This window comes from Pseudomonas gingeri (genome assembly GCF_013385635.1).
GTDB lineage: Bacteria > Pseudomonadota > Gammaproteobacteria > Pseudomonadales > Pseudomonadaceae > Aquipseudomonas > Aquipseudomonas gingeri_A.
This window is the reverse complement of sequence record NZ_JACAPR010000013.1, coordinates 137,265-150,267: the sequence shown is the minus strand read 5'-3', so window position 1 is coordinate 150,267 and position 13,003 is coordinate 137,265. Positions and strand designations below refer to the sequence as shown.

Annotated in this window: 13 protein-coding genes; 10 read left to right on the top strand and 3 right to left on the bottom strand. The window is 63.4% G+C overall.

Features of this window, described 5'->3' with window-relative positions:
- Positions 1 to 6: 6 nt before the first annotated feature.
- A complete protein-coding gene (locus HX851_RS41560) occupies positions 7 to 966 on the bottom strand; it encodes a LysR family transcriptional regulator (RefSeq protein WP_177056756.1) in 960 nt (319 codons plus the stop codon).
- 289 nt (positions 967 to 1,255) lie between these two features.
- On the opposite strand from HX851_RS41560, the gene HX851_RS41555 reads away from it, so the two are divergent.
- The 8 genes from HX851_RS41555 to HX851_RS41520 all read left to right on the top strand — a co-directional run bounded on the left by HX851_RS41555 (position 1,256) and on the right by HX851_RS41520 (position 9,428).
- On the top strand, positions 1,256 to 1,771 hold the full coding sequence (locus HX851_RS41555; RefSeq protein WP_017128533.1) for a flavin reductase family protein: 516 nt from the start codon (positions 1,256 to 1,258) through the stop codon (positions 1,769 to 1,771).
- 53 nt (positions 1,772 to 1,824) lie between these two features.
- Positions 1,825 to 2,811, top strand: coding sequence for an ABC transporter permease (locus HX851_RS41550; protein WP_177056757.1), 987 nt, complete (start codon positions 1,825 to 1,827; stop codon positions 2,809 to 2,811).
- A 58-nt stretch (positions 2,812 to 2,869) separates the two neighbouring features.
- Positions 2,870 to 3,820 carry a sugar ABC transporter substrate-binding protein gene (locus HX851_RS41545; protein WP_177056758.1) on the top strand — a complete coding sequence of 317 codons (951 nt, stop codon included), beginning with the start codon at positions 2,870 to 2,872 and terminating at the stop codon, positions 3,818 to 3,820.
- Between the two features lie 21 nt (positions 3,821 to 3,841).
- Entirely contained in the window at positions 3,842 to 5,353 is a 1,512-nt protein-coding gene (locus tag HX851_RS41540) for a sugar ABC transporter ATP-binding protein (RefSeq protein WP_177063896.1), read from the top strand.
- Positions 5,354 to 5,366: 13 nt separating this feature from the next.
- Positions 5,367 to 6,164: an SDR family NAD(P)-dependent oxidoreductase gene (locus HX851_RS41535; RefSeq protein WP_177056760.1), complete on the top strand. Its 798-nt coding sequence runs from the start codon at positions 5,367 to 5,369 to the stop codon at positions 6,162 to 6,164.
- Positions 6,165 to 6,352: 188 nt separating this feature from the next.
- Positions 6,353 to 7,456: an LLM class flavin-dependent oxidoreductase gene (locus HX851_RS41530; RefSeq protein WP_177056761.1), complete on the top strand. Its 1,104-nt coding sequence runs from the start codon at positions 6,353 to 6,355 to the stop codon at positions 7,454 to 7,456.
- 82 nt (positions 7,457 to 7,538) lie between these two features.
- A complete protein-coding gene (locus HX851_RS41525) occupies positions 7,539 to 8,444 on the top strand; it encodes a transketolase (protein WP_103032493.1) in 906 nt (301 codons plus the stop codon).
- Positions 8,445 to 8,447: 3 nt separating this feature from the next.
- Entirely contained in the window at positions 8,448 to 9,428 is a 981-nt protein-coding gene (locus tag HX851_RS41520; protein ID WP_177063895.1) for a transketolase family protein, read from the top strand.
- Positions 9,429 to 9,486: 58 nt separating this feature from the next.
- Here HX851_RS41520 and HX851_RS41515 read toward each other — a convergent pair whose 3' ends face one another.
- Positions 9,487 to 10,392: an NAD-dependent epimerase/dehydratase family protein gene (locus HX851_RS41515; protein WP_177056763.1), complete on the bottom strand. Its 906-nt coding sequence runs from the start codon at positions 10,390 to 10,392 to the stop codon at positions 9,487 to 9,489.
- Positions 10,393 to 10,537: 145 nt separating this feature from the next.
- On the opposite strand from HX851_RS41515, the gene HX851_RS41510 reads away from it, so the two are divergent.
- Both HX851_RS41510 and HX851_RS41505 read left to right on the top strand, forming a co-directional pair.
- Positions 10,538 to 11,461, top strand: coding sequence for a LysR family transcriptional regulator (locus tag HX851_RS41510; protein ID WP_177056764.1), 924 nt, complete (start codon positions 10,538 to 10,540; stop codon positions 11,459 to 11,461).
- A gap of 113 nt (positions 11,462 to 11,574) precedes the next feature.
- Complete coding sequence (locus HX851_RS41505; RefSeq protein ID WP_177056765.1) at positions 11,575 to 12,357, top strand: SDR family NAD(P)-dependent oxidoreductase; 783 nt, start codon at positions 11,575 to 11,577, stop codon at positions 12,355 to 12,357.
- A 14-nt stretch (positions 12,358 to 12,371) separates the two neighbouring features.
- Here HX851_RS41505 and HX851_RS41500 read toward each other — a convergent pair whose 3' ends face one another.
- Positions 12,372 to 12,845, bottom strand: a complete 474-nt coding sequence (locus HX851_RS41500; RefSeq protein ID WP_017128522.1) for a MarR family winged helix-turn-helix transcriptional regulator — start codon at positions 12,843 to 12,845, stop codon at positions 12,372 to 12,374.
- Positions 12,846 to 13,003: the final 158 nt, after the last annotated feature.

The following is a 13,003-nucleotide window of genomic DNA, read 5'->3' as shown; positions in this document are numbered from 1 at the left end:
GCCACGTCAGGACAGGCAGACGGGCATCGGGCGTCCATGGACGGGCGGAGTCAGCAGGTGCCGGGCCGGAGTGTCCAGGTGCTTGAAGTAGTCCACGGCGAAATCGACGAACAACTTCACCCGGCGCGGGAGCTTCTTGCCGCCCTCGGTGAGCAGATGGAACTCGGTGGTCGGGCACTGGTAATCCTCCAGCACCGCCACCAGGCGGTTTGACTGGATATCCTCGGCCACTTCCCAGGCCGACTTCCAGATGACGCCCAGGCCTTGCACCGCCCATTGGCGCAGGGTGAAGCCGTCATTGGCCAGGCGATTGCCCTTGACCTGCACCGTGGTGGCGGCGCCTTTCTCGAAGAAGCGCCAGCGATCCAGGGCGAAGTCGGCGCGCAGTTGCACCAGGCAATTGTGTTCCAGCAGGTTCTCGGGAGTACGCGGGGTGCCGAAACGCGCCAGGTACGCCGGAGAGCAACAGACCATCTGCCGGTCGAACCCCAGGGGGCGGGCGATCAGCGAGCTGTCCGGCAGGTCACCGAAGCGAATGGCGATATCCGAGCCCGACTCGACAAAGTCCAGCAGCCGGTCGGTGAAGAACAGGCGAATGCTGACATTGGGGTTCTCGCCGATAAAGGCGTCGACCAACTGGCTGATCCGCTGGCGACCCAGGTCGGTGGGGCAGGTCAGGCCGATGGTGCCAAGCAGGTCGCTATGGCCGCTCTTGATGATGCTGTCGAGGGCATCGACCTCTTCGAGGATCTTCAGCGCATTCTCGAACAGGAGCTGCCCCTCGGGCGTGGGGCTCAGGCAACGGGTATTGCGCTTGAGCAGGCGCAGTCCATAAAACTCTTCCATGGCCTTGAGTCGACCGCTCATGGCGGCAGGCGACAGGCCCATCTGCCGACCCGCGGTGGAAAGGGAGCCTGTCTGCACCACCAGGCGAAACAGTCGCATGTCCTGCAAGCGATCAACCATGACTGAATCCACTGCTCGATGAATGTTTCTTGTTGTGGATGAAGTATCGGCTGTTTATTCAAGTGACGCTATTGTCTTTATGTTGTCCGAATAAATCGTATTTGTTTCGCGGCCCTGTGAAATGGGCTGTTTGGGCATTGGTGAATGTAATTCAAATGTGTTTTTTGTTGGTTTCACCTTTCGCTGAAGTTGAAAAGTCAATTTTTCAAAGATGAATAGAAAAGCACAGCTGATTGTTAATAATGGAGGCCCGGGCTGATGACAAAAACATAAGAAAGAGGGTTTGTGTATGCGTGTGCATTATCAGGAAGTCGCCCATTCGGCCAACCTGGCGGGCGAGTTCAAATCGGCCATGGGGCGCTTCGCCGCGTCGATCACCCTGGTCACCACGATCGATGCCGAAGGGCTGCCCCACGGCCTCGCCGCCACGGCGTTTTCCTCGGTGTCCATGGATCCGGCCTCGGCGCTGATCTGTGTCAATCGCAACGCCAGTGCTTCGCCGATCATCAAGCGTTCCGGGCTGTTCTGCGTGAACATGCTGCAAAGCCAGCATGAACCGATCTGCCGGATCTTCAGCCAGCCCGACTTGCGCGAACGGCGCTTTGTCGAGGGTGAATGGAAGACCGGTATCCACGGTATCCGCTATCTGGCCGACGCCCAGGCGGCGATCTTCTGCGAAGTGGTGCGGGAAATCGAACACGGCACCCATACGGTGATGATCGGCAATGTCATCGATGTCATGACCCAGCCATTGGAACAGCCGCTGCTGTATATGGGCGGACGCTATCGGGAGTTGCGCGGTTAGTTGTCTGGATGATGCTCGATCTTATAACAATCAAATAATAAGCGGATGTGGGTATGAATAATCAGTTGCTGGCGAAAACACGCCTTGGCGGTGTGCTGCCCAAGTGGATCGGTGTGGACAGCAGTGTCGCCGGCCCCTTGCTCGGACTGTTGTTGTTATGCGGGGTGTTGACGGTCTTCACCGACAACTTCCTGAGTGTGAGCAACCTGCTCAATGTACTGGACCAGGTCACGGTGCTCGGCATCATGGCCCTGGGCATGACCCTGGTGATCCTCATCGGTGGTATCGACCTGTCGGTGGGCGCGGTGCTGGCGGTGGCGATCATGGTCATGAGCTGGCTCGGCCAGGCCCTCGGCGTGCCGATGTGGCTGGCGATGCTCGCGGCCCTGGTGGTCGGCGCGGCTTGCGGCGCCACCACCGCGTTGCTGGTGGTAAGGGCCGGTCTGCCGTCGTTTATCGCGACGCTGGCGATGATGTCGGTGGCCCGCGGCCTGGCCTATATGGTCACCGATGGCGCCCAGGTCAGCGGCTTTCCCGAATGGTTCAGCAATCTCTCGGTGATCCGCTACGGCGGCGTGCTGTCGCTGACGGTGCTGTGTTTCCTGCTGCTGGCCCTGCTGTTCTGGTTCGTGCTGCGTTTCACCGTGGCCGGCCGCAGCCTCTACGCCATTGGCGGCAGCGCCAAGGTGGCGCGACTGGCGGGCATCCGGGTCAAGGGCTACACCAGCGCCGTGTACATCCTCTCCGGCATCTGCGCGGCACTGGGCGGAATCATCATGACCTCGCGCCTGGACACTGCCGGCGCCGGTGCGGGCGTCGGCTATGAGCTGGACGTGATCGCCGCCGTGGTGATCGGCGGCGGCAGTCTCAAGGGCGGCGCGGGCAGCGTGGTCGGGACCCTGGTCGGGGTGCTGATCATCGGCGTGCTGCGCAACGGCCTGAACCTGGCGGGCATTTCACCCTTTGTGCAGCAGGTGGTGATCGGCGCGGTGATCGCCTTCGCGGTGATGCTCGACCTGCTCAAGCGCAAGGGCGATTGAGGCGATGTCGCCGCTCTTCCCGATTTTCTCCAGAGCCGATAACAAGAAGGATAAAGACATGAATCGTTCCGCGTTTGTGCTGCGTTCCCTGTGGTTGCCGCTGTTCGCCTGCCTGCTGTCCAGTGGCGCTCACGCCCAGGGCAAGGCCGTGGACCAGATCACCGTGGGGATGTCGATCCCGAGCCTGCAATGGGTGTTCTACCTGATGGTGCGTGACGGCGTGATGGAGCAGGCCAGCGGTATGGGGATCAAGAAGGTGCTGGTCTCCGATGCCCAGGCCGATCCGGCGCGGCAGGTCAGCCAGATCCAGGACATGCTCAGCAAAGGTATCGATGTGCTGCTGTACACCGCCACCGGCAGCGCCGCCTCGGCCGTACCGGTACGCCTGGCGCGGCAACAGGGCGTGCCGGTGGTGTGCGTCGACAACTTTCCGAAAAACGTCGAGTGCGATGCCTATATCTCCACCGACAACCTCGCGGCGTCCGGCGAACTGGCCCGGCAGATGATCAAGCTCACCGGTGGCAAGGCACAGATCGGCCTGCTCCAGGGCACCCTCGGCGACTCCACCGAGGTCACCCGTGCCAAAGGCCTCGACGCGGTGCTGGCGCAGGCGCCACAGATGCAGATCGTCGACAGCAAGCCCACCGACTGGCTGCAGGACAACGGCTTCAAGGTGGCCCAGGACATGTTGCAGAAGAACCCGCGGATCGATGTGTTCCTCGGCCGTTCCGATGCCCCGGCCCTCGGCGCCGCCCAGGCGGTCAAGGTCGCCAATATCGATCACAAGATCTGGGTGTTCGGTTATGACGGCCTGCCTTCGGCCCTGGAAGCGGTGCGCGACGGCAAGATGGACCTGACCATCACCCAGCAGGCGGTAGAGATGGGGCGCACCGCGCTGCGCACCGCCGTGGATCTGCAGCAGGGCAAGAGCGTGGAGAAAACCCAGTTGCTGCCGGCCTTTGTCACCACCCGTGAAAACGCGGCCGCCTTTCTTGAAAAGCACCCTTGAACTGCCGGAGGAGAGCTTGTGATGCACGCGATCGAGCCTTCGGGCCAAGCCGTTCAGGAACCGCTGTTCAGGGCCTGCAACATCGGCAAGTCATTTCATGGGGTGCGGGTGCTGGAAGACATCAGCCTCGCTATCGGTTACGGCGAAGTGGTCGCTCTGCTGGGGGAGAACGGCGCTGGCAAATCGACCTTTTCCTCCATCGTCGCCGGCGCCCAGGGACCGTCGAAGGGCAGCATGTTCCTCGCCGGCCAACCCTATGCCCCGGGTGGGCCGGCCGAGGCCATGGCGCTGGGGGTCAACATGATCCACCAGGAGATCCAACTGTTGCCGGAACTCAGCGTGGCGGAGAACGTGTTTCTCGGCCACCTGCCGACCCGTGGCGGGCTGGTCGACCGTGGGCACATGTACCGCGAGACGGAAAAGCAGCTGCAACGCCTGGGCCTGGACATTTCCCCGGATACCCTGGTCGGCCAACTGAAGATTGCCGCGCAGCAACTGGTGGAAATCGCCCGGGCGCTGACCTTGAACTCGCGCCTGCTGATTCTCGACGAGCCGACCGCGGCCCTGGGCAAGGAGGAAACCGACCTGCTGTTCCGGCAGATCGAGACGCTCAAGGGCCAGGGCGTGTCGTTTATCTATATCAGCCACCGCATGGATGAAATCGCCCGGATCGCCGACAAGGTGGTGGTCATGCGCGACGGCTGCCTGATCGCCCGTCATGACAGCGGCGCGGCGGATGTCGGCCTGCTGGTCTCGCAGATGGTCGGGCGTTCCATCGAGCGGCTGTTTCCGGCGCTGCCCGAGCCGACGCAAGAGCTGGTGCTGCGGGTCGAGCGGCTGTCGGACCGGGCAGGGCGCTTCGCGGATATTTCGTTCGCGGTACGTGCCGGGGAGATCTTCGGGATTGCCGGTATCGTCGGGGCCGGGCGCACGGAGGTTGTCCAGGCGATTGCCGGACTGAGCCCACTGGCCGCCGGCAGTGTCCGGGTCGGTGAGCAGGTCTTGCCGGGCAACGATGTGGCGGCGGCAATCCGCGCCGGGGTGGTGCTGATTCCCGAGGACCGCAAGGCCGAAGGCGTGGTGCTTGGCCAGACCATCGCCGAGAACCTGGCCTACTGCAACCTGGACCGCCTCAGTGCCTGTGGGGTCATGGACAACGGTCGGGTCATGGCCTTTGCCCTGGAGCGGATTGCCGCCCTGGGTATCAAGGGCCAGGCGCGGCAGACCCTGGACAAACTCTCGGGCGGCAACCAGCAGAAGGTGGTGATCGCCAAGTGGGTGGCGCGTGCTCCGAAGGTGATCATTCTCGACGAGCCGACCCGGGGCATCGACATGGGCGCCCGCGCGGCGATCTATGAACTGATCGTCGCACTGGCGAGAACCGGCGTGTCGGTAATCGTGGTCAGTTCCGACCTGGACGAAGTGATCGGCCTGTCCCATCGGGTCATGGTCATGGCCCGCGGGCGTTCCCAGGGTGTCCTGCAGGGCCGACAGATCGCCCCCGACCGCATCATGACCCTGGCCACCGCCTAGAGGAGGTTTCAGCATGTCCCATCCTTATCAAGCCTTGCCTTACCCGCCCTTTGCCGAGCTGCTCGATCTGCGCGGCAAGACCGCGGTGATCACCGGCGGCAGCAACGGTATCGGCTTTGCCATCAGTCGGCGCCTGGCCGAAGCCGGGGCCAGCGTGCTGATCGGCAGCCTGGCGCCCGAGCGCAGCGAAGAGCTGACGGAGGCGGGCCTGGCGGTGTCGTTCATGGCCTGCGACGTGCGCTACCCGCACGATATCCAGCGCCTGGCCGATGCCGCGGTCGAGCGCTACGGCAGCCTGGATATCTGGGTGAACAACGCCGGTATCTACCCGCTCAGGAATATCGACGAGATCGACGTGACCTTCTGGGACCAGTTGCAGGCGATCAATACCCGTGCGGTGTTCCAGGGCGCGCAGGCGGCACAGCGGCAGATGCGCAAGCAGGCGAGGGGCGGCAGCATCATCAACCTGTCCTCGATCTGCGGCCATCGACCCATGGCCAATCACTGCGCCTATGACACGTCCAAGGGCGCGGTACTGGCCATGACCCGCAGCCTGGCGAAGGACCTCAGTGCGTTCGGCATCCGGGTCAATTCATTGTCGCCGGGGCTGACCGCCACGCCCGGCAACCTGGAACCGGAACTGCTGGAACAGCATCGGCAGAACAACGTCCTGGGGAACATTCCCCTGGGGCGTCCGGCCGAGCCTTTCGAGATCGCCAATGCGGCGCTGTTCCTCGCGTCGCCCATGGCGTCGTACCTGACTGGGGTCGACCTGCTGGTCGACGGCGGGTGGCTGCTGCACGGCAGTTGACCGCCCCGCAAGCATGGCGGTGCGACACCTGAGGCCGTCGCGCCAGCCCCGATTCGCTTCATTGCTTGAACACCGCGCCGGGCGGTGCGGGGCTTTGCATGCCCGCAAAACCGTCCCGGTGTGAAAAACGTCATGGCGCGAACCCCGGTTCGTCCCGTGGCGCTCATTGAAAACCGCAGGAGAACGACATGAAACTTGCCATGTTCATGCAGCCGCTACACCACAAGGGCTGGGACTATCACGAGATGTACGACCAGGATATCGCCTGCGCCGTGCATGCCGACGCCGTCGGTTTCGACGAGCTGTGGGTGGGCGAGCACACCTCGCAGCGCACGGAGCCGGTGACCAACGCCCTGCAGTTCCTTTCCACCCTGATTCCGCTGACCCGGCGCATGAAGCTGTGCACCGGCGTGCTGAATCTGCCGCATCACTTCCCGGCACGCATCGCCGCCGATGCCGCGATGTTCGACCACATGGCCAAGGGGCGTTTCATCATGGGCATCGGCCCGGGCGGCCTGGCCTCGGACTTCGAGGTCTTCGGCAGCAACGGCAAGGACCGTGGGCAGATGATGGTCGAATGCTACGAGATGATCCGGGCCATCTGGGGCAGCAACGCGCCTTATGCGTTTACCGGCGAACACTTCCAGGTCAGCCTCAAGGACTCGGTGAACCATGAACTGGAAATCGGCTACATGCCGACGCCATTCCAGAAGCCCTTCCCGCGGGTCGCGACTACCGCCATGAGCCCGTTCTCCAGCACCGCGAAGCTGGCCGGAAGCAAGGACTGGGACCTGATGTCGGCCAACTTCAACCCCACGGCCACCGTCGCCTCGCATTGGCAGGCCTACTGCAAGGGAGCCGAGGAGGCCGGGGTCAAGGCCGATGCCAACAACTGGCGGGTGGCGCGCTCGGTGTTCGTCGCCGACTCCCAGGCCCAGGCCGAAGACTACCTGGCCCAGGACAGCTGCACCCTGCGCCGCTACTTCGACTACATGATCGATAATCTGTCGAGCAACAACTACACGAAGATCTTCAAGACCCGTCCGGACATGACCGACGAGGAAGTGACGGTGGATCACTGCATCCGCGAGATGGTGATCTACGGCGACGTGAACTCGGTCACCGAGCAACTGGTGGCGTTCAGCGAGCAGACCGGGCCGTTCGGCACCTTGATGACCACTTTCCACGAGTGGGATGACGAGGCGCTGTGGCGGCGCTCGATGGAGCTGACGGCGCAGCAGGTCATGCCGCGCCTGAACGACTACATGACCCCGCGCCTGAAAGCGCAGTAACCGGCCGGCTGCCGGAGTCCGTGTGCGGCCGCGCGCCTGAGCGCTGCGGCCGATTTTTCCGTGATATGTCTGGACACTACCCATGACTGATTTGACAAGACAAGGCCTCGACCCGCGGCCATCGTCCGTGCAGGACGACGCGGCTTTCCAACTGACCGCGCAGGAACTGGCCCGCTTGCGGGACAAGGCGCAATTCATTCGCCTGGAAACCATCCGCCTGATCGAGATCGCCAAGGTCGGCCACTATACCTCGGTGTTTTCCGCCGCCGAGCTGTTCGCCGCGCTGTATTACGACGTGATGGACCTGCGCCATGGCGAACCGAAATGGCCGGATCGCGACCGCTTCATGATGGGCAAGGGCCACGCCGCCGTCGGGCTGTTCCCGGTGCTGGTGGAGTGGGGCTTCTTCGACAAGTCGATCCTCGATAACTACACCCGCCTGGGCAACCCCCTGGGCGACCACCCGGACATGCGCAAGGTGCCGGGCGTGGACTTTTCTTCCGGTTCCATCGGCCATGCCTTGTCCGGCGGCCTGGGCATGGCCCTGGCCGGGCGCATGCTGGGCCAGTCGTTCAACACCTTCGTCATGCTCGGCGACGGCGAGATGCAGGAAGGGCAGGTCTGGGAGGCGGCCCTGGGCGCGGCCCACCACAAGGTCCACAACCTGTTCGCGATCATCGACCGCAACGGCTTCCAGCTCGACGGCAGCGTCGACGACGTGATCGGCATCGAGCCGCTGGCGGACAAGTGGATTGCCTTCGGCTGGGAAACCCATGTGGTGGACGGCCATGACCTGGCGACCCTGACCCCGCTGTTGCGCCGGCTGAAAGCCGACACCCAGCGTACCCGACCGGTATGCATCATCGCCAATACGGTCAAGGGCAAGGGCGTGTCCTATATGGAAACCGAGCCGGGCTGGCACCTGGGCTATCTCGATCCCGAAGATGCACAACGTGCCGTCGAAGAAATCAAAAGCAAGGTCATCTAAGCCATGAACAACGCACCTCAGTCGAGCAACTCCTGGCAGTACCGTGAACTCAACGAGCAGACTCCCAGCCTCAATGCCTTGTCCGATGCGCTGATCGAACTGCTCGATCAGGGTCATCCGGTGGTCGCCGGTACCGCCGACCTGCAGTACTCCAACGGTTTGTCGAAGTTCGCCAGACTGCACCCCGAACGTTTCGTCCAGTTCGGCATTTCCGAGCAGAACATGGTCTCGGCGGCGGCGGGGATGGCAGCGGTCGGCATGCAGCCGTTTGTCGCCACCTTCGCTTCGTTCCTGCCGTTGCTGTGCTGCGAGCAGATTCGCATGGACGTCGCCTATTCGGCGCTGCCGGTGCGCCTGATCGGCCACCATGCGGGGATTTCCCTGGGCTTCTATGGCACCTCCCACCACGCCACCGAAGACCTGGCGATCATGCGTGCGATCGCCGATCTCACCATTGTCGCGCCAGTCGATGGCAACCAGCTCAAGGCGGCAATCCTGGCCTCGGTGCATCATCCGCAGCCGATCTACTTCCGCATCCAGCGCGGGCGCGACCCCGTGGTGTACGAAGAAGTGCCTGCGTTCGTCTTCGGCAAGGCCACGGTGCACCTCACCGGTGCCGAGCTGACCATCATCGCCACCGGTTCCACCGTGCACCCGGCGCTGGAAGCGGCGCGGGCACTGAATGCGGCGGGGCGTTCGGTCGGCGTGATCGACATGACCACCATCAAGCCGCTGGACCGCGAGGCGGTATTGACCGCGGCGCGCAACAGCCGGGCAATTCTCACCGTCGAGGAACACAACATCATCGGCGGGCTGGGTGGGGCGGTGTGCGAGGTGATTGCCGAGGAGGGCATCGGCGTCAAGGTGCGCCGTCACGGGATCTACGACGAGTACAGCCTGATCGCGCCGCCGACGCACCTGTACCGGCACTATCGCCTGGACGCGGCGGGTATCGAGAGCGTGGCGCGGGAAGTGCTGGGCTGATCATCCGATCGTTCCCACGCCGCGGCGTGGGAACGATCACCTCAGTACGGCCGGGGGTTTACCACTGCACGTCCGTGCTTTCGATCCACTCCAGGATCGATTCGCGCTTGGGCTGCCAGCCGAGCAATACCCGCGCATTCACCGCCCGCACACGACTGTTGGAGCCGATGGCGAAGCGCGCCCAGTCACCCAGTTGGGCAATGGCCTCGTCGGCCGGCCAGCTCTGGATCCGCCCGCCATAACCCAGGGCCTTGCTGATGGCCGTGGCGATCTCGATAAACGAGGCCTCGCCGTTTTCCGCGAAGAACAGCGAAGCCGAGGGTGCCTTTTCGATCGCCAGGCGATAGAGCTCGGCCAGGTCCTCGATATGCACGTTGGACCATCGATGCAGCCCGGTACCCAGGTAGGCGCCGGCACCATACTCACGGGACTTGGCATAGAGCTTGGGCAACTGGTCGCTCTTGACCGGCAGCCCGAGGGACTCGCCATAGATCATGGTCGGGCAGAACACGATGCTGCGAATACCGTCCTCGACGCCGGCGCGCCGTACCCACTGGTTGATTTCGACCCGGTCCTTGCGGATGTCCATCGGCGTGAACGGTGTTTCATCGGTAAAAATCTCGGCGCGCTCGTAGGCGCCCCGGGCATCGTCACCCACCACGCTGGAACCCGAGGTGTGCAGCAGGACCTTGCCGCTGCCGCGCAGGGCGTCGATAAAGGTCTGTACCGACCCCAGGTGGTCGGAGTTGGCGGCGTTGACCACCACATCGGCGGCACGCGCCTGCTCGGCGAGGATACAGGCATCGTCCAGGGTGCCGAGCACGGGGGTGATACCAAGTTCCAGCAGGGCGTTGCGCTGATCCGGATTGCGCAGCAGCCCGCTGACCTGATGGCCGGCCTTGACCAGGTAGCTGGCCACCGAGCCGCCGATATAGCCGGTCGCGCCGGTAACGAAAATTTTCACTGAGATGTCCTCTTCTTGTCGTGGGGCCTGGCGCGGGAAAAAAGCGCAGGCGCAGGTATTCCAGGTGCTGGAATCCATTCACGATACGATCCACCCCAGGTATGAGCTAGACTGCTGAAACTCCAATCATCTGTGAACTCGATTCATGCTCAATATCAAAGACATCAATCGCTCCGGCGAAATGGAAGTGTTCACCCGGGTGGTTGCGGCCGGCACCTTTTCCGAGGCAGCCCGCCAACTGGACATGTCGCCTTCGGCGGTGAGCAAGTTGATCGCCCGCCTGGAGCAACGGCTCGGCGCGCGCCTGCTGCATCGCTCGACCCGGCGCCTGGAGCTCACCGCCGAGGGCGAGCGTTTCAACAGCGAGTGCCTGCGCATTCTCGAGCAGATCGACAACGCCGAGCGCGACGTGGCGAATGTCACCCGGCCCAGCGGGCTGATCCAGGTCAACGCCAACCTGCCGTTCGGCCTGCATTGCCTGCTGCCGTTGCTGCCGGACTTCCTCGCCGCCTATCCGGACATCACCCTCAATGTCGAACTGACCGATACCGTGGTCGACCTGCTCGAACGTCGCGCGGATGTGGCGATCCGCACCGGACCGATGAAGGAGTCGAGCCTGGTCCAGCGCCGGCTCGGCGAAAGCCGTCTGATCACCGTGGCGGCGCCGAGCTATATCGCCCGTTTCGGCAAGCCCGAGTCACTGGAGGCGTTGCACGGGCACAACCGCCTCAGCTTCGGTTTCCACCGCTACTCCCAGGCCTGGGTGTTTCGCGGCGACGAGGGCCAGCGCATCGAGATCGAGCCCCAGGGCAATATCCTCCTCAGCGACGGCGAGAGCATGCGCCAGTCGGCACTGGCCGGACTGGGTATCGCCCGGCTGGCCAACTTCCATATCGGCGCCGATATCGAGGCCGGGCGCCTGGTGCCGTTGCTGCAAGCCTGGGACAGTGGGGAAAGCGAGGCGATCCACGCGGTCTTCATCGGCCCCGGACGGCAACTGCCCCATCGGGTGCGGGTGTTTATCGACTTCCTGCTGGAGCGGATCGCCCCGCGCCTGTCCCAGGACTGAGCGGGCAACGCGGTTTTGCAAAAAGGCTTAATTCAGTCTTCGACAATTCTTGAAAATCCTTCGCCCGGGCCTGGGGCATGATGATCTGTACAAGAACAACCCAGGCGGATTTCATGGATTATCAACTGACCGGCAAGACGGCGCTGATCACCGGTGGCGCCACGGGGATCGGCAAGGCCATCGCCCACGGCTTCCTGCTTGAAGGGGCCAACGTAGTCATCAGCGGTCTGCTGGAAGAAGAGGTCACCCAGGCTCTCGAAGAACTGGGGCCGCGCAGCAAGGGGCTGGCCGGCGACCTGACCCAGGCCGGCGTGCCCGAGCAACTGGTGGCCCTGGCCCGGGAGTTCGGGCCCATCGACTTCCTGATCAACAACGTCGGTATCTTCGAGGTACGGGATTTTTTCGACACCGATGATGCCCGGTGGCTGCACTACTTCAACGTCAATGTCATGAGCGGCGTGCGCATGAGCCGCCTGGTGATGAACGATATGCTCAGCCGCGGCGAGGGTTCGGTGGTGTTCATCAGCAGTGAGTCGGCGGTCAAGCCGCAACCCTGGATGGTCCACTACGGCGCGATGAAAGCCTGCCTGCTGGGCTTGTCCCGGGCCCTGGCCGAACTGACCAGGGGCACGGCGGTGCGGGTCAATTCGATATTGCCGGGCCCGACCGCCACTGAGGCGGTGCGTCGTTATCACCGGGAGATTGCCGAAGAGAAGGGGATCAGCCCGCAACAGGTGGTGGCCGACTACTTCGACGAAACCGAGCCGACGTCGCTGATCCGGCGGATGATCGAGCCCGAGGAAGTCGCCCGCAGCGTTCTGCACCTGGCGGCCTCGCCGGCGCTCAATGGCATGGCGATGCGCGTGGAAGGCGGGACCATTCGCTCGATTCTCTGACGGTCGCGCGGGGTTCAGGCTCTGCCGAGCAGGGCCTGGGCGAAGTCATCCGAGGAAATGAAGTCCATGGTCTTGCGCAACTGGAGGGTTTCTTCCGCGCCGAAGGCCTGTTCGAAGCGGCTCGACATCTGCCGGGAGACCAGCAGCGCCTCTTCGTACTTGCGCCGGCCTTCCTCGGTCAGCAGCACGCGACGACCGCGGCGGTCGAGTTCATCCACCTGCAACAGCACCAAGCCGTCGCGCACCAGCGGCTTGAGGGTATGGCCCAGCGCCGACAGGTCCATGACCAGGGACTGGGCCAGATCGCGCATCCGCGGTTCGTCGGAGCGGGCGATATGCGACAGCAGGGAGTATTGGGTGGCTTTCAGGCCGCAGGGTGCGAACGCCTCGTCGTAGATTTGCCCCAGGCGCCGGGACGCGCGGCGTACGGCACCGTTCGCGCAACTGCTGGCCTGTGGGCTGTCGGGACCGGGTGGTGCACATTTCAAGGGCTGATCACTCTCTTAAGGCTGGGTCGATGGGGTAATTATGCCTGCGACCGTCTCGAGAACAAGGTCTTTCATTCCCGAGGCGGCGATCTGGCCGATCACGTAATGATTCCATAATCCATGGATGCTTAAAGATCACTGCACAGATGACGGAATGG